Source organism: Pseudomonas sp. S04 (assembly GCF_009834545.1).
In the GTDB taxonomy this organism is placed as follows: domain Bacteria; phylum Pseudomonadota; class Gammaproteobacteria; order Pseudomonadales; family Pseudomonadaceae; genus Aquipseudomonas.
The window spans coordinates 1801256-1817198 of sequence record NZ_CP019427.1; the positions used below are offsets into that span (position 1 = coordinate 1801256).

At 62.3% G+C, this 15943-nt stretch carries 17 protein-coding genes; 13 read left to right on the forward strand and 4 right to left on the reverse strand.

What is annotated here, in order from left to right:
* Window positions 1-18 precede the first annotated feature (18 nt).
* The gene (locus tag PspS04_RS07960) at window positions 19-645 is read right to left on the reverse strand and encodes a hypothetical protein (RefSeq protein WP_095167597.1); all 627 of its coding nucleotides are present in this window, start codon (window positions 643-645) and stop codon (window positions 19-21) included.
* A 91-nt stretch (window positions 646-736) separates the two neighbouring features.
* Between PspS04_RS07960 and PspS04_RS07965 the strand changes: the two genes are divergently transcribed.
* Window positions 737-1735: a LysR family transcriptional regulator gene (locus PspS04_RS07965; protein ID WP_095167599.1), complete on the forward strand. Its 999-nt coding sequence runs from the start codon at window positions 737-739 to the stop codon at window positions 1733-1735.
* Window positions 1736-1932: 197 nt separating this feature from the next.
* On the opposite strand, the gene PspS04_RS07970 is transcribed toward PspS04_RS07965, so the two are convergent.
* The gene (locus PspS04_RS07970) at window positions 1933-2331 is read right to left on the reverse strand and encodes a PA2817 family protein (protein ID WP_095167600.1); all 399 of its coding nucleotides are present in this window, start codon (window positions 2329-2331) and stop codon (window positions 1933-1935) included.
* Between the two features lie 95 nt (window positions 2332-2426).
* Window positions 2427-4874, reverse strand: coding sequence for an acyl-CoA dehydrogenase (locus tag PspS04_RS07975; RefSeq protein WP_159994484.1), 2448 nt, complete (start codon window positions 4872-4874; stop codon window positions 2427-2429).
* A 250-nt stretch (window positions 4875-5124) separates the two neighbouring features.
* Between PspS04_RS07975 and PspS04_RS07980 the strand changes: the two genes are divergently transcribed.
* The 4 genes from PspS04_RS07980 to PspS04_RS07995 all read left to right on the forward strand — a co-directional run bounded on the left by PspS04_RS07980 (window position 5125) and on the right by PspS04_RS07995 (window position 8293).
* Window positions 5125-5784: a transglutaminase-like domain-containing protein gene (locus PspS04_RS07980; protein WP_159994486.1), complete on the forward strand. Its 660-nt coding sequence runs from the start codon at window positions 5125-5127 to the stop codon at window positions 5782-5784.
* Between the two features lie 43 nt (window positions 5785-5827).
* Window positions 5828-6451: a glutathione S-transferase family protein gene (locus tag PspS04_RS07985; RefSeq protein WP_159994488.1), complete on the forward strand. Its 624-nt coding sequence runs from the start codon at window positions 5828-5830 to the stop codon at window positions 6449-6451.
* Between the two features lie 133 nt (window positions 6452-6584).
* The gene (locus PspS04_RS07990; RefSeq protein WP_095167609.1) at window positions 6585-7517 is read left to right on the forward strand and encodes an ABC transporter ATP-binding protein; all 933 of its coding nucleotides are present in this window, start codon (window positions 6585-6587) and stop codon (window positions 7515-7517) included.
* Window positions 7514-8293, forward strand: a complete 780-nt coding sequence (locus PspS04_RS07995) for an ABC transporter permease (protein WP_095167610.1) — start codon at window positions 7514-7516, stop codon at window positions 8291-8293. Before PspS04_RS07990 ends, PspS04_RS07995 begins: the two co-directional genes overlap by 4 nt.
* Window positions 8294-8342: 49 nt before the next feature.
* Here the strand turns inward: PspS04_RS07995 and PspS04_RS08000 are convergent, their stop codons facing one another.
* Window positions 8343-8864 (reverse strand): DUF2062 domain-containing protein, encoded by a 522-nt coding sequence (locus tag PspS04_RS08000; protein ID WP_095167612.1) that lies wholly within the window; start codon window positions 8862-8864, stop codon window positions 8343-8345.
* Between the two features lie 135 nt (window positions 8865-8999).
* On the opposite strand from PspS04_RS08000, the gene PspS04_RS08005 reads away from it, so the two are divergent.
* The 8 genes from PspS04_RS08005 (at window position 9000) to murB (ending at window position 15867) form a co-directional block, all read left to right on the forward strand.
* The gene (locus tag PspS04_RS08005; protein ID WP_159994490.1) at window positions 9000-11240 is read left to right on the forward strand and encodes a DNA internalization-related competence protein ComEC/Rec2; all 2241 of its coding nucleotides are present in this window, start codon (window positions 9000-9002) and stop codon (window positions 11238-11240) included.
* Window positions 11241-11345: 105 nt separating this feature from the next.
* Window positions 11346-11981, forward strand: coding sequence for a MotA/TolQ/ExbB proton channel family protein (locus PspS04_RS08010; RefSeq protein WP_162530197.1), 636 nt, complete (start codon window positions 11346-11348; stop codon window positions 11979-11981).
* The gene (locus tag PspS04_RS08015) at window positions 11978-12406 is read left to right on the forward strand and encodes an ExbD/TolR family protein (protein WP_095167615.1); all 429 of its coding nucleotides are present in this window, start codon (window positions 11978-11980) and stop codon (window positions 12404-12406) included. The genes PspS04_RS08010 and PspS04_RS08015 overlap by 4 nt, the downstream gene beginning before the upstream one ends.
* A complete protein-coding gene (gene lpxK / locus PspS04_RS08020; protein ID WP_095167617.1) occupies window positions 12406-13416 on the forward strand; it encodes a tetraacyldisaccharide 4'-kinase in 1011 nt (336 codons plus the stop codon). Before PspS04_RS08015 ends, lpxK begins: the two co-directional genes overlap by 1 nt.
* Window positions 13417-13440: 24 nt before the next feature.
* Window positions 13441-13626: a Trm112 family protein gene (locus tag PspS04_RS08025; RefSeq protein ID WP_095167619.1), complete on the forward strand. Its 186-nt coding sequence runs from the start codon at window positions 13441-13443 to the stop codon at window positions 13624-13626.
* The gene (gene kdsB / locus PspS04_RS08030) at window positions 13623-14387 is read left to right on the forward strand and encodes a 3-deoxy-manno-octulosonate cytidylyltransferase (protein WP_095167621.1); all 765 of its coding nucleotides are present in this window, start codon (window positions 13623-13625) and stop codon (window positions 14385-14387) included. The genes PspS04_RS08025 and kdsB overlap by 4 nt, the downstream gene beginning before the upstream one ends.
* Complete coding sequence (locus PspS04_RS08035) at window positions 14387-14851, forward strand: low molecular weight protein-tyrosine-phosphatase (RefSeq protein WP_159994492.1); 465 nt, start codon at window positions 14387-14389, stop codon at window positions 14849-14851. The genes kdsB and PspS04_RS08035 overlap by 1 nt, the downstream gene beginning before the upstream one ends.
* Window positions 14848-15867 carry a UDP-N-acetylmuramate dehydrogenase gene (gene murB / locus PspS04_RS08040; protein WP_159994494.1) on the forward strand — a complete coding sequence of 340 codons (1020 nt, stop codon included), beginning with the start codon at window positions 14848-14850 and terminating at the stop codon, window positions 15865-15867. Before PspS04_RS08035 ends, murB begins: the two co-directional genes overlap by 4 nt.
* The last annotated feature ends 76 nt before the right edge of the window (window positions 15868-15943 follow it).

Below are 15943 nucleotides of genomic sequence, written 5' to 3' on the forward strand. Positions count from 1 at the left end.
GGAGGGGCAGGCCGGGGCTCAGCTGACGTCGTAGCGCACCGACAGCGTGCCTTTCTTCTGCGAGAGGCTGGCGATGGTCACCGTGCCGAGTTCCTGCAGGCGCCGCACATGGGTGCCGCCGCAACCGTAGGCCGGTAGTTCACCAAAACTGATTTCCCGCGCGCCTTCGCGCAGCGAGGTCAGGCGCGGCAGGTCGTCTTCAATCCACTGGGCCAGAGCGTCTTGCAGGGCACTGGCATCGAACTCTGTGGGTGTCTCGCCCGGCTTGAACGTCACCCGTCCCTCACCTGGCCAGTGATGACCCTTGATCGGAATCCAGCCTAGGGTTTCGGCAAAGTGCCCGATCAAGTGCCCGGCCGTATGCAGCCGGGTATTGAGTTGGCGACGTTGCTCGTCGAGGCGGATGCGGGTCATGCCGGGGCTGATGGGCCGATCGACGTAGTGCACGATGCGCTCGGGCTCCTGAACCACCCGCAGGACCTGGCTTTCACCGATCCAGCCGGTGTCGCAGAGTTGACCACCACCTTGGGGATGGAACAGCGTGGCACGCAGTACGACGGCAAATTCGTTCTCGTAGGGCGTGCACTCCAAGACTTCCACGTTGGCACTGTGTTCATCGCTGTGGAAGAACAGGCGAAGCGTCATATTCCAGGCTCTTATCAAAATTTCCATTTTTTATTATATGGAGGGCGCAATAGCGTGATAATCCGTTCAAACATCAAAGGACTGTTGCGCTGTGAGCATAAATCTACCGTTACCGCTATTGGGTGAAATGGCGATTTTCGTCAAGGTGGTCGAGACCGGCAGCTTCTCGGAAGCGGCGCGCCAGCTGGGTTCTTCTCCCTCGGCGGTGAGCCGGAGCATCTCGCGCCTGGAAAAGGCCCTGGCCACCCGGCTGCTGCAACGCACCACGCGCAAGTTGCGCCTGAGCGATGGCGGCGAAGAGGTGTTCAAACGCTGCCAGGAGATGGTCAGCGCCGCCCGTTCGGTCATGGAAATCAGTGGCCAGTTCACCCAGGAGGCCGAAGGGTTGGTGCGGGTCAGCGTGCCCAAGGCTGTGGGGCGGTTTGTGATCCATCCGCATATGCCGGAGTTTCTGCGGCGCTATCCCAAGGTCGATGTCGAGTTGCTCCTGGAGGACCGCGAGGTCGACCTGATCGACGACCATGTCGACCTGGCGATCCGCATCACCGACCGCCCACCGGTGGGACTGGTGGGGCGTCAGTTGCTGACCATCGACCACCTGCTGTGTGCGACGCCGCAGTACCTGGCGGAGCACGGCACGCCGAGCCATCCTCACGACCTGCTGAATCACAGTTGCATCTACCTGGGTGAAACGCCGAGCGATGCGCGCTGGAAGTTCAAGCGGGGCAGCAAGGCGGTGACCGTCGGGGTGCGCGGGCGATATGCGGCCAATCACACTGGAGTGCGCCTGGGGGCCGTGTTGCAGCATATCGGCATTGGCAGCCTGCCGTACTTCACCGCCCGGCATGCCCTTGAGCAGGGGTTGATCGTGCAGGTGCTAGCGGACTGGAGCTTTCTCGCTTCGTACAGTGGTGGCGCCTGGTTGCTGCATTCGCCGACGCGTTACTTGCCGCCCAAGCTGAGGGTGTTCATCGATTATCTGGTGGAGTGCCTGGAGAAAGAGCCGACGCTGAGTAAGCCCGGGAAATCGGCTGGAGTGGGTACGTTTGTTGCGCACTATGAGTTGCCGGAGAGTGAGGGGTTGTTCTGAGGTAGTGCGGGAGGGGGGGTACATTTCTAGATGTGGGAGCGGGCTTGCCCGCGATGGCGATTTCCGCCAATCCCCCGTAGCAGCTACCGAGCCCGCGAGGCTGCGTTCGAGGACACAGTTCTCGCCGCCCTTCAATGAGCCGACCTAGCGGTCGGCCTGCTTGGCTGTGCTGTAGGAGGTTCGCTTCCTGCTGTTGATCAGTGCTTGCTGTCCTGGTTCGACAGGGCCAGCAGTTGTTTTTCCTGGTTCCAGTCGAAAGGTTCGTCGTTCTGTTCGGCTTCGAAGCGACGTTCTTCCAGGGCTTGGTACAGGTCGATCTCATCGTCGGGCATGTAGTGCAGGCAGTCACCGGCGAAGTACCACAGCAGGTCGCGTGGGACCATATGGGCGATTTGCGGGTAGCGTTGGATGATCTGGCACATCAGGTCCTGGCCCAGGTACTGGCTTTCGATCGGATCGATCGGCAGGGCGGCACGCAGTTCATCGAAGCGTTCCAGGAACAGCGCATGGCTTTCTTCCGGGACCTGCTCGGCTTCACCGACAGCGACCAGGATACTGCGCAGGAGGTCGAGCTGGACGAGAGTTTGGTCGAGCATAACGGGAGTCCTCTAGAACTAAAGCAAAACGGGCGCCGGAGTATATAGCTCTGGCGCCCGTTTTTCATCTCCGCCGCGCTGGACGGGCCAGGGGCCTAGCGGACTTTGCCCTCGGCCAGTTGCAGTTGCTCCTTGGAAAAGTCATCGACGTCGATCACTTTGCGACGCGCCGCTTCGGCTTCGCGCAGGCTCTGCGCCTCCACGGCTTGCAGCACCCCGGCCTCAAGGGCCGCGTCGATGAGGTTTTCCCCGGCAGCGGGCTTGAACTGCCCGTTCTTGAGGGCCAGGTGGAGTTTTTTCTGCAGCGGATGGACCGCATTCAGCAGATTGCAGGCATGTTGCAGGGCGCCCACCGGATCTTCGACAGCTTGCGGACGGTAGCAGCCGCCCAGCAGCTCCTCAAGGGTCGGGTCGCCCTTGGCCCGGCCGATCACGCCTGCCACTTCGGCACCGAGTCGGTCGTCCGGGCCTTTGTGTCGGCGCCCGAACGGAAACACGATGACCCGCAACAGGCAGCCCAGCACCTTGCTCGGGAAGTTGCTCAACAGCTCGTCCAGCGCCCGTTCGGACTGCCCCAGGCTTTCCTCCATTGCCCAGGTGAACAGCGGCCGCATGTGCTCGGGCGAGTCGAGGTCGTGATAACGCTTGAGCGCGGCAGAGGCCAGGTACATGTTGCTCAGTACATCGCCCAGGCGGGCTGACAGGCGTTCACGGCGTTTCAGCTCGCCGCCCAGCAACATCATGCTCAGGTCGGCGAGCATGGCGAAGGCAGCCGCCTGGCGGTTGAGCGCGCGGAAGTAACCCTGGCTGAGTTTGTCGCCGGGACTGTGTTCCAGATGCCCAAAGCCGAGGTTGAGGACCAGGGTGCTGGCCGCGTTGCTCACGGCAAAGCCGATATGCTTGAGCAGCAAACCGTCGAACTCTTTCAGTGCCTGGTCCTTGTCTTCGCGGCCGGCGAGGGCCATTTCCTTGAGAACGAACGGGTGGCAGCGGATCGCACCCTGGCCGAAGATCATCAGGTTGCGCGAGAGAATGTTCGCGCCCTCCACGGTGATGAAGATCGGCGCACCTTGCCAGCTACGTCCCAGGTAGTTGTTCGGGCCCATGATGATCGCCTTGCCGCCGTGCACATCCATTGCGTGGCTGATGCACTCGCGACCCCGTTCGGTGAGGTGATACTTGAGCACTGCCGAGAGCACCGAGGGTTTTTCGCCAAGGTCCAGGGCGCTGGCGGTGAGCATGCGGGCCGCGTCCATCATCCAGGCATTGCCGCCGATGCGCGCCATGGCTTCCTGAATACCTTCGAAGGCCGAGAGCGGCACGTTGAACTGTTCACGCACCTGGGCATATTGGCCGGTGACCAGGCTGGTGAACTTGGCGGCGCCCGTGCCTACGGCTGGCAACGAAATCGAGCGTCCCACCGACAGGCAGTTCATCAGCATCATCCAGCCCTTGCCGAGCATCTCCTGGCCGCCAATGAGGAACTCCAGGGGCACGAAAACGTCCTTGCCGGAGTTGGGCCCGTTCATGAACGACGCGCCGAGAGGCAGGTGGCGGCGCCCGATTTCCACGCCATCGGTATCGGTGGGAATCAAGGCCAGGCTGATGCCCAGGTCTTCTTCGTCGCCCAGCAGATGGTCCGGATCATAGGCCTTGAACGCCAGGCCGAGCAGCGTGGCCACGGGGCCCAGGGTGATGTAGCGCTTTTCCCAGTTCAGGCGCAGGCCCAGGGTTTCCTCGCCTTGCCATTGGCCTTTGCAGATAATCCCGGTGTCAGGCATCGCGCCGGCGTCGGAACCTGCCAGCGGGCCGGTCAGGGCGAAGCACGGGATGTCATCGCCACGGGCCAGGCGCGGCAGGTAGTGGTTGCGTTGTTCTTCGGTGCCGTAGTGAAGCAGCAGTTCGGCCGGCCCCAGTGAGTTGGGGACCATGACGGTGGAGGCGAGGTCGCCACTGCGGGTCGCCAGTTTCATCGCCACTTGTGAGTTGGCGTAGGAGGAGAACCCCTTGCCGCCGTATTCCCGGGGAATGATCAGGGCAAAAAAGCCGTTGGCCTTGATATGTGCCCAGGCTTCGGCTGGCAGGTCCATGGTCTGGCCGATCTGCCAGTCGCTGACCATGGCGCAGAGCTCTTCGGTCGGGCCGTCGAGGAAGGCCTGCTCCTCTTCGCTCAACTGCGCCTTGGGATAGGCCAGCAGCTTGTTCCAGTCCGGGCGACCGCTGAACAGTTCACCATCCCACCAGACGGTGCCCGCATCGATGGCGTCGCGTTCGGTTTGCGACATGGGCGGCAGGGTTTTCTGGAACCAGTTGAACAGCGGGGCGCTGAAGAACTTGCGCCGCAGATCTGGCAGGAGCAGGGGCGCGGCCACGGCCGCCAGCGCGATCCAGAAAATCAGCAGCAACCAGCCGGGTGCGTGACTCAGGATGCCCATCGCCAGCAGGTAGGCGGCGACGATACCCAGGGCGGGCAGGGGCGCGGTGCGGCGGTGAGCCAGATAGGCAATTGCGACCACTAGAACCAGTATCCACAACAGCAACATATTCAATCCTCCGTGAAACCAGGGTCAAAACCACCCCAAGAGCTTAGTCGGCATCTGCCAAAGGGGGCGGTTGGCACTATGTGTTTGAATGTGTAGGAAATAGGGGGGTGTATTTCGCTTGTGAAACCGGGCGGCAAGCCGAACAAAAGCTGCGTGGGGTGTGTGACAAGCTCTCATGTTTGGCCGATATGTCGTTATCTCTGTGCTGAGGGTGTCGCTAGACTCGGGGCTTCCCCAGGAGATTGTTCTCATGCACGAGTATCTGAGTCCCGGCCGCTTCATCGATAGTGACCACCTGTCGGTGGTGGAGTTCGCCGAAAAACATCGGGGTAGCAGTCCAGACCCGGTCACGCAGGCGGTCAATCTCTATTACGCCGTGCGCGAGGCCGTGCGCTACAACCCCTATACCTTCAGTCGTGATCCCGAGACGCTGCGCGGCAGCTTTGCCCTGGCCACCGGTGAAAGCTACTGCGTGCCCAAGGCCACTTTGCTGGCCGGCTGTGCCCGGCATTGCGGCATAGCGGCACGCATCGGCCTGGCGGATGTGCGTAATCACCTGTCGACCCCGCGCCTGATCGCCTTGCTCAAGAGCGATGTGTTCGCCATGCACGGGTACACCGAGCTGTATCTGCAGGGGCGCTGGGTCAAGGCGACGCCGGCGTTCAATGCGCGGCTGTGTGAAATTTTCGATGTGCCGGCGTTGGAGTTCGACGGAGTCAACGACAGTGTGTTTCATGCCTTCAACCGCCAGGGGCTGCAGTCCATGGAGTACCTGGTGGATCACGGGCAGTTTGCCGATGTGCCCGAGACGTTCTTTTTCGAGCATCTGCAACAGTGCTATCCGCATTTGTTCAGCGAGCGGATGCCGGCCCTGCTGGGGGACATGCAGAGCGATTTGTCTGACGCTTGATCCGGCGTAGACTGCCCCGGCATTCATCCATTGAGGGAAGGTCATGCTGAAGATCTGGGGTCGGAAAAACTCGTCGAACGTCAGAAAACCACTGTGGGCGGCGCAGGAACTTGGCCTGGCCTATGAGGCCATCGACGCCGGCGGCGCGTTTGGGGTTGTCGATACGCCCGAGTACCGTGCCATGAACCCCAACGGCCGGGTGCCGGTGATCGAAGATGACGGCTTTGTGCTGTGGGAATCCAACACCATCGTGCGATACCTGATGGCTCGTCACGCCAATGCGACCCATTGGTACCCAGCCGATGTCCAGGCTCGCGCCAGTGCCGAAAAATGGATGGACTGGACCACCTCGAGTTTCGCCGGACCCATGCGTACGGTGTTCTGGGGAGTGTTGCGCACCCCGCCCGCGCAGCAGGACTGGTCGGCGATCAACGCCGCGATCAAGGAGTGCGAAGCTTTGCTGGCGATGGCGGACCAGGCGTTGGCCAGCCAACCCTATCTGTCCGGTGCCGAGATCGGCATGGGCGACATTCCCCTGGGCAGTTTCATCTATGCCTGGTTCGAGATGCCCATCGAGCGCACTCCGCAACCCCATCTGCAAGCCTGGTACGCGCGCCTGAAACAGCGCCCGGCCTATCAGAAAGCGGTCATGACCGCGTTGACTTAATACTGACTATCAATACGCGTGACTGTACTTGTGCGACTTCGCCAAGCACCATAACGCTCATGCGCCGCGGTGGTTTTACTCGCCGCGAGCCGCAACGTATTTCTCACTTCCCTTCTTGGTGCGTAAATCCGATATGAGTTCTGCTCTGTCCATCCGGCAGCTAACCAAAACCTACGGCAACGGTTTCCAGGCCCTGAGTGGTATCGATCTGGATGTCGCTGAAGGTGATTTCTTCGCCTTGCTCGGCCCCAACGGGGCTGGCAAATCCACCACCATCGGCATTCTCTCGACCCTGGTCAACAAGACCAGTGGCAGCGTGAATATCTTCGGTCACGACCTGGACCGCAACCCGGCCGCGCTCAAGCGCAGCATCGGCGTGGTGCCCCAGGAGTTCAACTTCAACCAGTTCGAAAAGACCTTCGACATCGTAGTGACCCAAGCGGGCTACTACGGCATTCCCCCCAAGGTTGCCAAGGAGCGGGCCGAACAGTACCTGACCCAGCTTGGCCTGTGGGACAAGCGCGATGTTCCGTCGCGCTCACTGTCCGGCGGCATGAAGCGCCGCTTGATGATCGCCCGCGCGCTGGTGCACGAGCCGCGCCTGCTGATCCTCGACGAGCCTACTGCCGGCGTCGATATCGAACTGCGGCGCTCGATGTGGAGCTTCCTCACCGAGCTGAACCAGAAGGGCATCACCATCATCCTCACCACCCACTACCTGGAAGAGGCCGAGCAGCTGTGCCGCAACATCGGCATCATCGACCACGGCACCATTGTCGAAAACACCAGCATGCGTAACCTGCTCGGTCAGTTGCATGTCGAGACGTTCCTGCTCGACCTCAAGCACGACATGCAGGTGGCGCCGCAGTTGATCGGCTACCCGAGCCGGCGGATCGACAGCCATACCCTGGAAGTCCAGGTGGATAAAGCGGTGGGCATCACGGCGTTGTTCGCTCAATTGGCGACGCAGAACATCGAAGTGTTGAGCCTGCGCAATAAAACCAATCGCCTCGAGGAGTTGTTCGTGTCCCTGGTGGAGAAAAACCTGGCGAAGGTGGCCATATGAGTTCCGAACTGCAACCCAACCTCGTTGCCCTCAACACCATCGTTTACCGTGAAGTGCGCCGGTTTACCCGGATCTGGCCGCAGACCTTGCTGCCGCCGGCGATCACCATGGTTCTGTACTTCGTGATTTTCGGTAATCTGATCGGCCGGCAGATCGGTGACATGGGTGGCTTCACCTACATGGAGTACATCGTGCCGGGCTTGATCATGATGTCGGTGATCACCAACTCCTACGGCAACGTAGTGTCGAGTTTCTTCGGCAGCAAATTCCAGCGCTCCATCGAAGAGCTGATGGTGTCGCCGGTTTCACCGCACACCATTCTGATCGGCTACACCCTGGGCGGTGTGCTGCGCGGCTTGATGGTTGGGGTGATCGTGACCTTGCTGTCGATGTTCTTCACTGACTTGCAGGTGCATCACCTGGGCGTGACTATCCTGGTGGTGGTGCTGACGGCCACTATCTTCTCGTTGTTGGGGTTCATCAATGCGGTGTTTGCGCGTAACTTCGACGATATCTCGATTATCCCGACCTTTGTGCTGACCCCCCTGACTTACCTGGGCGGGGTGTTCTACTCCATCAGCCTGCTGCCGCCGTTCTGGCAGACGGTGTCGCTGGCCAACCCGGTGCTGCACATGGTCAATGCCTTCCGCTACGGCATTCTTGGCGTGTCGGACATCAAGATCAGCATTGCCATCACCTTCATGCTGGTGGCCACCGTGGTGCTGTACGTCGGCTGTGCACGGTTGCTGGTCAGTGGTCGCGGGATGCGCACCTGATACAGGCACCCTGCGACAATAAAAACGGCACCCTGCGAGGTGCCGTTTTTTATTTGGTTCGCCGAGCTTTTTTGCGTCGCGTCCATTGCCGGCCGACCCACCAGCGCCAGTAGGTCATGGTCATGCAGTAAGCCAGGGCACCGAGCACCAGGCCGGCCACCACCGACCCTAGCAGGAACGGTTGCCACAGCGTCGACAGTTCACCGCTGATCCATTCCCAGGTCAGTTCCTCCGGCAGGCTGCGGGCAGGCACATTCATCAGCCAGGCGCCGGTCTGGTAGGTGCAGAAAAACACCACTGGCATGGTAATCGGGTTGGTCAGCCAGACCAGGCTCACCGCGATCGGAATATTGCCGCGCACCGAAATCGCCAGTGCCGCCGCTACCAGCATCTGCATGGGGATCGGCAAAAAGGCGGCAAACAGGCCCACCGCCATGGCCCGGGCTACCGAGTGGCGGTTGAGGTGCCAAAGGTTCGGGTCATGCAGCAGGGTGCCGAGAAAGCGTAAGGACTTGTGTTCCCTGATGCTGCTCGGGTCTGGCATGTAACGTTTGAATAAGCGCCGGGGCATAGGGCTTCTCGGTCAGTTCAGGCGGCAAGTATGCCCGGATTCAAGGAAACGCCCATTCAGACTTTGTGACAATTAATAAATGCGCGGCGCCGTGACTCGGCTAATCCAAGAGAGGGCACTCTCAAGGACGGGCTTATGCGCACAGGGATGTTGGCGCTCGCACTGGGTCTGTTGACCCTGGTTTTTTTGCCGGCCTTACCACCGGTCGGGATGTTGCTGGCGATGGTCTTGCTGGCGCTGATGCTGCTGCCGTTTCGCACCTACCCGCTGGCGTTGTTTCTATTGGGCCTGGTGTGGGCCTGTAGCAGTGCGCAGTGGGCGCTCGATAATCGCCTGGCGCCGGAGCTCGACGGCCAGACCCGCTGGATCGAAGGCCGGGTCGTGGGCTTGCCGCAGTACACACCCGGCGTGGTGCGCTTTGAGTTGGCCGATGCCCAGGCGCGGCGCACCGAGGTGCCGAAGTTGCTCCGGCTGGCCTGGTATGACGGGCCGCGGGTCAACAGCGGCGAACGCTGGCGGCTGGCCGTGAAGCTCAAGCGTCCCGTGGGCCTGCTCAACCCCCATTCCTTTGATTACGAGGCCTGGCTGTTGGCGCAACGCATCGGTGCCACGGCCACCGTCAAGGACGGACAGCGCCTGCAGCCTGCGCAATGGGCCTGGCGCGACGCGGTTCGCCAGCGTTTGCTGGCCGTCGACGCCCAGGGCCGAGAAGGGGCACTGGCGGCGTTGGTGCTGGGCGACAGCTCTGGGTTGAGCCGTGCCGACTGGCAAGTCCTGCAGGACACCGGCACCGTGCACTTGCTGGTGATTTCCGGACAGCACGTGGGTTTGCTGGCGGGGATGGTCTATCTGCTGATTGCGGGTCTCGCCCGGTATGGCCTGTGGCCGCAGCGCCTGGCGTGGTTGCCCTGGGCCTGTGGCCTGGCGTTCGCCGCGGCACTGGGCTATGGGTTGCTGGCGGGATTCGAGGTGCCCGTGCGCAGGGCCTGCGTGATGATTGGCCTGGTGTTGTTATGGCGCCTGCGCTTTCGTCATCTTGGGGCCTGGTGGTCATGGCTGCTGGCGCTCAATGCAGTGCTGCTGTTGGACCCCATGGCCAGTTTGCGCCCGGGGTTCTGGCTGTCGTTTGCTGCGGTGGCGGTGTTGATTTTCACCTTTGGCGGGCGACTGGGGCCGTGGCGCTGGTGGCAAACCTGGACCCGTGCCCAGTGGCTGATTGCGCTGGGCTTATGTCCGGTGCTGTTGATCCTCAACCTGCCCATCAGCCTCACCGGCCCCTTGGTCAATCTGTTGGCCGTGCCCTGGATCAGCTTGCTGGTCCTGCCCCCAGCCTTATTGGGCACGTTATTGCTGCCGGTGCCCTATATCGGGGAGGGCCTGCTGTGGCTGGCTGGCGGTTTGCTCGAGGGGCTGTTCGGCGCGCTGGCCTGGGTGGCGGGGAAACTGCCGGCCTGGGTGGCGCCGGCAGTACCTCTGTGGGTCTGGGCGATCGCCGTGCTGGGCGCGGTATTGCTGTTGCTGCCCAAGGGCTTGCCGCTGCGGTTGCTCGGCTGGCCGATGTTGCTGCTCCTGGTGTTCGCGCCGCTCCGGGAGCTGCCCGAAGGCCGGGCCGAAGTCTGGCAACTGGATGTCGGCCAGGGCCTGGCGATTGTGGTGCGCACCCGGCAGCACACTCTGCTCTATGACACGGGCCCGGGTTTTCGCGACTCTGACCTCGGAGCGCAGGTGGTCCTGCCGGCGTTGCGCAAGTTCGGTGTCCGCCACCTGGACCTGATGCTGATCAGTCACGCCCATGCCGATCATGCCGGGGGCGCTCGCTCGATCTGGCGTGGCCTACCGGTCACGCAGGTGATCAGCGGCGAACCGCCGGACCTGCCGGATGAATTGCGCGCTTTGCCCTGTGTCAGTGGCAAGCAGTGGGAGTGGGACGGAGTGCGGTTTGCCCTGTGGCATTGGCCTGGGGCGACTGACAGCAATCAGAATTCCTGTGTGTTGCAGATTGAGGCCAATGGTGAGCGCCTGCTGCTGACCGGCGATATTGACGCCCGTGCCGAGCGGGTGTTGCTCGATTCGTCGCTGGCGGTCCATAGCCATTGGTTGCAAGCGCCACACCACGGTAGCCGCAGTTCTTCATCCGAGGCTTTTGTCCGCGCGCTGACGCCCCAGGGGGTACTGATTTCCCGGGGGCATGGCAACAGCTTCGGTCATCCCCATCCGCAGGTGGTCGAGCGTTATCAACGCCTGGGAGTGCAGATCTATGACAGTGCCGAGCACGGCGCGGTGCGCCTGCTTCTGGGGGACTTCGCGGCGCCGCAGGCGATGCGTCGTGGAGCACGTTTCTGGCACAGAGCACCGTCCGTCAGCCCCGCACCCTGAGGCGGCGCGGCCTGGTGCCTTTGCCGGGCACGGTCGTCGGCGGGCCCGGCCTCTATGGCCTGTCGGTATGCTAAAGTGGCGCACTTTTTCGAGGGGACTGTCACTGTGTGGGAATTGGTCAAATCCGGCGGCTGGATGATGTTGCCGATCATTTTGAGTTCGATCGCTGCATTGGGCATTGTTGCCGAGCGCCTGTGGACCCTGCGGGCCAGCCGTGTGACCCCGGAGCACTTGCTCGGGCAGGTCTGGGTGTGGATCAAGGACAAGCAACTCAATAAAGAAAAACTCAAGGAATTGCGCGCCAACTCGCCGCTGGGGGAAATCCTCGCCGCGGGCCTGGCCAACTCCAAGCATGGTCGCGAGATCATGAAGGAGTGCATCGAAGAGGCTGCCGCCCGGGTCATTCATGAGCTGGAGCGCTATATCAATGCACTCGGTACCATTGCGGCCATGGCGCCATTACTGGGGCTGCTGGGTACGGTGCTGGGCATGATCGATATTTTCAGTTCGTTCATGGGCTCGGGCATGACCACCAACGCCGCGGTGCTGGCCGGGGGGATTTCCAAGGCCCTGATCACCACGGCCGCGGGCCTGATGGTGGGGATTCCGTCGGTGTTCTTCCACCGGTTCCTGCAACGCCGCATCGATGAACTGGTGGTCGGCATGGAGCAGGAGGCGATCAAGCTGGTTGAAGTGGTGCAGGGCGACCGTGACGTCGACCTGACCGAGGGCAAAGCGTGAAATTCCGCCGTAAGCCACGGGAGAATGTGGACATCAACCTGGCGTCGCTGATCGACGTGGTGTTTATCCTGCTGCTGTTTTTCGTCGTGACCACTACCTTCACCCGGGAAACCCAGCTGCGTGTCGATTTGCCGGAAGCGGTCAGCGGCTCGCCGGCCGAAGATCAGCAGGCCAAGCAACTGGATGTCGCCATCAGCGCCGACGGGACGTTCTCGGTGAACAACCAGGTGCTGCCCAAGAACGACCTGGCCAGCGTGATCGATGCGTTGAAAAAACAGTCCAATGGCGACACCAACCTGCCGCTGTCCATCAGCGCCGATGGCAAGACCCAGCACCAGGCGGTCATCACCGCCATGGACGCCGCCGGCAAGCTGGGATTCACCCATTTGCGCATGACCACTGTCGAGGCGGCTCCGGCACCCTGATGGCCATGTCCGATCGATTGCTCGCCGCGTGGTACGCCGGTCATCCGGCGCTTAAAGTCTTGTGGCCACTGGAGTGGTTGTACCGGCGCGTGGTCACGGCCAAGCGCCGGCGGTTCCTGGCGGGCGAGGGCGAGATCTACCAGCCCCCGGTGCCGTTGATCGTGGTCGGCAACATCACGGTCGGGGGCACCGGCAAGACGCCGTTGATTCTGTGGATGATCGAACACTGCCAGCGCGCCGGCCTGCGGGTCGGGGTGGTCAGTCGTGGCTACGGGGCGACGCCGCCGCAGTTGCCCTGGCGGGTCGAGGCGCAACAGACAGCCGCGATGGCCGGCGATGAGCCGCTGCTGATCGTCCAGCGCACTGGCGTGCCCTTGATGATCGATCCGGACCGCAGTCGCGCCGTCCGTGCGTTGTTGGCCGCCGAGCCGCTGGACCTGATCCTTTCCGACGACGGCATGCAGCATTACCGCCTGGCGCGCGACCTCGAACTGGTGCTGATCGATGCCGCGCGCGGCCTGGGCAATCGTCGTTGCCTGCCGGCTGGGCCGTTGCGCGAGCCGGTGGAGCGCCTGCAAAGCGTTGATGCGGTGCTGTACAACGGCGCCCTGGCTGATGCCGACGATGGTTTTGCATTCCGCTTGCAACCCACGGCTCTGGTCAACCTGTTGACCGGCGAGCGCCGCGGCCTCGAGCATTTTCCAGCGGGGCAGGCGTTGCACGCAGTGGCCGGGATCGGCAATCCGCAACGTTTCTTCACTACCCTTGAAACGCTACACTGGCAGCCTGTGCCACATGCGTTTGCCGACCACGCGCAATACAGCGCGGCGGCCTTGAATTTCACGCCATCGCTACCGCTGGTCATGACGGAAAAGGATGCGGTGAAATGCCGAGCCTTTGCTGCCCCCGACTGGTGGTACCTGGCGGTCGATGCTGCGCCTTCACCGGCTTTCGTGGCCTGGTTCGATACGCAGCTGATGCGGCTGTTGCCCGCACGTCTTTTGCCTTAAACGCTTTTTTCCAGGGAGTTTTTCATGGACACCAAATTGCTCGACATCCTCGCCTGCCCGATCTGCAAAGGTCCACTCAAGCTCAGCGCCGACAAGACCGAACTGATCAGCAAGGGTGCTGGCCTGGCATTTCCGATTCGTGATGGCATTCCGGTCATGCTGGAAACCGAAGCCCGTACCCTGACCACCGAAGAGCGCCTGGACAAATGAGCAACGCGTTCACCGTGGTGATTCCGGCGCGATTTGCCTCCACGCGCCTGCCGGGCAAGCCCCTGCAGATGATTGCCGGCAAGCCGATGGTCCAGCATGTCTGGGAACAGGCGCGTAAAAGTGCCGCCCAACGAGTGGTAATCGCCACCGACGACGCGCGCATTGTCGAGGCCTGCCAGGCCTTTGGTGGCGAAGTGGTGATGACCCGGGTCGACCACAACTCCGGCACTGACCGCCTGGCCGAGGTGGCCACCCAGTTGGGCCTGGCGCCAGATGCCATCGTGGTCAACGTCCAGGGTGACGAGCCGTTGATTCCGCCGAGCGTGATCGACCAGGTCGCCGCCAACCTGGCAGCTCATGCAGAAGCGGGCATGGCGACCCTGGCCGAACCGATCGAAGACCTTGAAACCCTGTTCAACACCAATGTGGTCAAGGTCGTCAGCGACCTCAATGGCCTGGCGTTGACCTTCAGTCGGGCGACCCTGCCGTGGGCGCGCGACCAGTTCGCCAAGAGCCAGACGCAAATGCCTGAAGGCGTGCCGTACCGCCGTCATATCGGGATCTACGCCTACCGTGCCGGCTTCCTGCATGACTTCGTCAGCTGGGGCCCGTGCTGGCTGGAAGACACCGAGTGCCTGGAGCAGCTGCGCGCGCTCTGGCACGGCGTGCGCATTCATGTCGCCGATGCCCTTATTGCCCCGCCAGCGGGGGTCGACACCCTTGAAGACCTCGAGCGCGTCCGTCGCCTGCTGGAGGCCTGATGCGGGTTCTGTTTGTCTGCCTGGGCAATATCTGCCGGTCGCCGACGGCCGAAGGCGTACTGCGGCATAAGCTGCGTGCAGCCGGGCTGACCGGGCAGGTCGACGTGGCTTCTGCCGGCACCGGCGACTGGCATGTCGGCAATCCGCCCGACAAGCGCAGCCAGGCCGCAGCCCTGCGCCGGGGCTACGACCTGTCGGCGCAACGGGCGCAACAGGTAACGCGTGCCGACTTCTCCAGCTACGACCTGATCCTGGCCATGGACCAGAGCAACCTGCGCCACCTCAAGACCCTGCAGCCCACCCAGGGCAAGGCTGAGCTGGACCTGTTCCTGCGTCGATATGAGTCGAGTGTCGATGACGTACCGGATCCTTACTACGACGGTGAACATGGCTTCGAACAGGTGCTGGACCTGATCGAACAGGCCTGCGATTTGCTGGTGATTGAATTGAAGGGACGCTTATGACTTTGCACCTGCAGTCGCAGGTTTCGCTCAAGCCGTTCAACAGCTTTGGCGTGGATGTGCGCGCGCAACTGTTCGCCGAGGCCCGCAGCGATGCCGACGTGCGCCAGGCGCTGGCGTATGCCGACGAGCACGGGCTGCCAATGCTGGTGATCGGCGCGGGCAGCAATCTGCTGCTGACGGCGGATATCCAGGCGCTGGTGCTGCGCATGGCCACTCGCGGGATTCGCCAGTTGAGCGACGATGGCACGCGTGTAGTGATCGAAGCCGAGGCGGGCGAAGCCTGGCACCCCTTTGTGCTGTGGACGCTGGCGCAGGGCTTGTCGGGTCTTGAGAACCTCAGCCTGATTCCCGGCACGGTAGGTGCGGCGCCGATGCAGAACATCGGGGCCTATGGGGTCGAGATCAAGGACGTGTTCGCCGGGTTGACGGCCCTCGATCGCCAGACCGGCGAGCTGCGGGATTTCACCCTGGCCGAATGTAACTTCGCCTACCGCGACAGCTTGTTCAAGCAACAGGTTGGCCGCTGGTTGATCCTGCGGGTACGTTTTGCCCTGGACCGGGTCGAGCATTTGCACCTGGAATACGGTCCGGTGCGCCAGCGCCTGACCGAGCAGGGCATCGAGCGGCCGAGCGCCAGCGATGTCAGCCGGGCGATTTGCAGTATTCGCAGTGAGAAGCTGCCTGACCCGGCCGTGCTCGGCAACGCCGGCAGCTTTTTCAAGAATCCGCTGGTCGGCGCCCAGTTGGCCGCGCAAATCCGCCTCGCGCACCCGGGCCTGGTCGGATATCCACAAGCCGATGGCCAGGTCAAACTGGCGGCCGGCTGGTTGATCGAGCAGGCGGGCTGGAAAGGTTTTCGCGAAGGCGACGCCGGAGTACACCGGCTGCAATCGCTGGTGCTGGTCAACTATGGCGGTGCCACCGGGCTTGAGTTGCTCGCGCTGGCGCAGCGGATCCAGAAAGACATATTCGAGCGTTTTAATGTCGAGCTGGAAATGGAACCGAACCGCTATTGAGCTACGCTTGAACGCTGAACCCAGAGCCCTGCACACCCTAATGGTTGCAGGGCTTTTTTGTTAATGATCAGTTAAC

Excerpts from the sequence above, each read along its gene's own strand:
- PspS04_RS07980 (WP_159994486.1), top strand. The coding sequence starts at position 5,125 with ATGCACGAGTATCTGAGTCCCGGCCGCTTCATCGATAGTGACCACCTG.
- PspS04_RS07995 (WP_095167610.1), top strand. The coding sequence starts at position 7,514 with ATGAGTTCCGAACTGCAACCCAACCTCGTTGCCCTCAACACCATCGTT.
- kdsB (WP_095167621.1), top strand. The coding sequence starts at position 13,623 with ATGAGCAACGCGTTCACCGTGGTGATTCCGGCGCGATTTGCCTCCACG.
- PspS04_RS07975 (WP_159994484.1), bottom strand. The coding sequence starts at position 4,874 with ATGTTGCTGTTGTGGATACTGGTTCTAGTGGTCGCAATTGCCTATCTG.
- PspS04_RS08000 (WP_095167612.1), bottom strand. The coding sequence starts at position 8,864 with ATGCCCCGGCGCTTATTCAAACGTTACATGCCAGACCCGAGCAGCATC.
- PspS04_RS07985 (WP_159994488.1), top strand. The coding sequence starts at position 5,828 with ATGCTGAAGATCTGGGGTCGGAAAAACTCGTCGAACGTCAGAAAACCA.
- PspS04_RS07960 (WP_095167597.1), bottom strand. The coding sequence starts at position 645 with ATGACGCTTCGCCTGTTCTTCCACAGCGATGAACACAGTGCCAACGTG.
- PspS04_RS07970 (WP_095167600.1), bottom strand. The coding sequence starts at position 2,331 with ATGCTCGACCAAACTCTCGTCCAGCTCGACCTCCTGCGCAGTATCCTG.
- PspS04_RS07990 (WP_095167609.1), top strand. The coding sequence starts at position 6,585 with ATGAGTTCTGCTCTGTCCATCCGGCAGCTAACCAAAACCTACGGCAAC.
- murB (WP_159994494.1), top strand. The coding sequence starts at position 14,848 with ATGACTTTGCACCTGCAGTCGCAGGTTTCGCTCAAGCCGTTCAACAGC.
- lpxK (WP_095167617.1), top strand. The coding sequence starts at position 12,406 with ATGGCCATGTCCGATCGATTGCTCGCCGCGTGGTACGCCGGTCATCCG.
- PspS04_RS08025 (WP_095167619.1), top strand. The coding sequence starts at position 13,441 with ATGGACACCAAATTGCTCGACATCCTCGCCTGCCCGATCTGCAAAGGT.
- PspS04_RS08035 (WP_159994492.1), top strand. The coding sequence starts at position 14,387 with ATGCGGGTTCTGTTTGTCTGCCTGGGCAATATCTGCCGGTCGCCGACG.
- PspS04_RS08005 (WP_159994490.1), top strand. The coding sequence starts at position 9,000 with ATGCGCACAGGGATGTTGGCGCTCGCACTGGGTCTGTTGACCCTGGTT.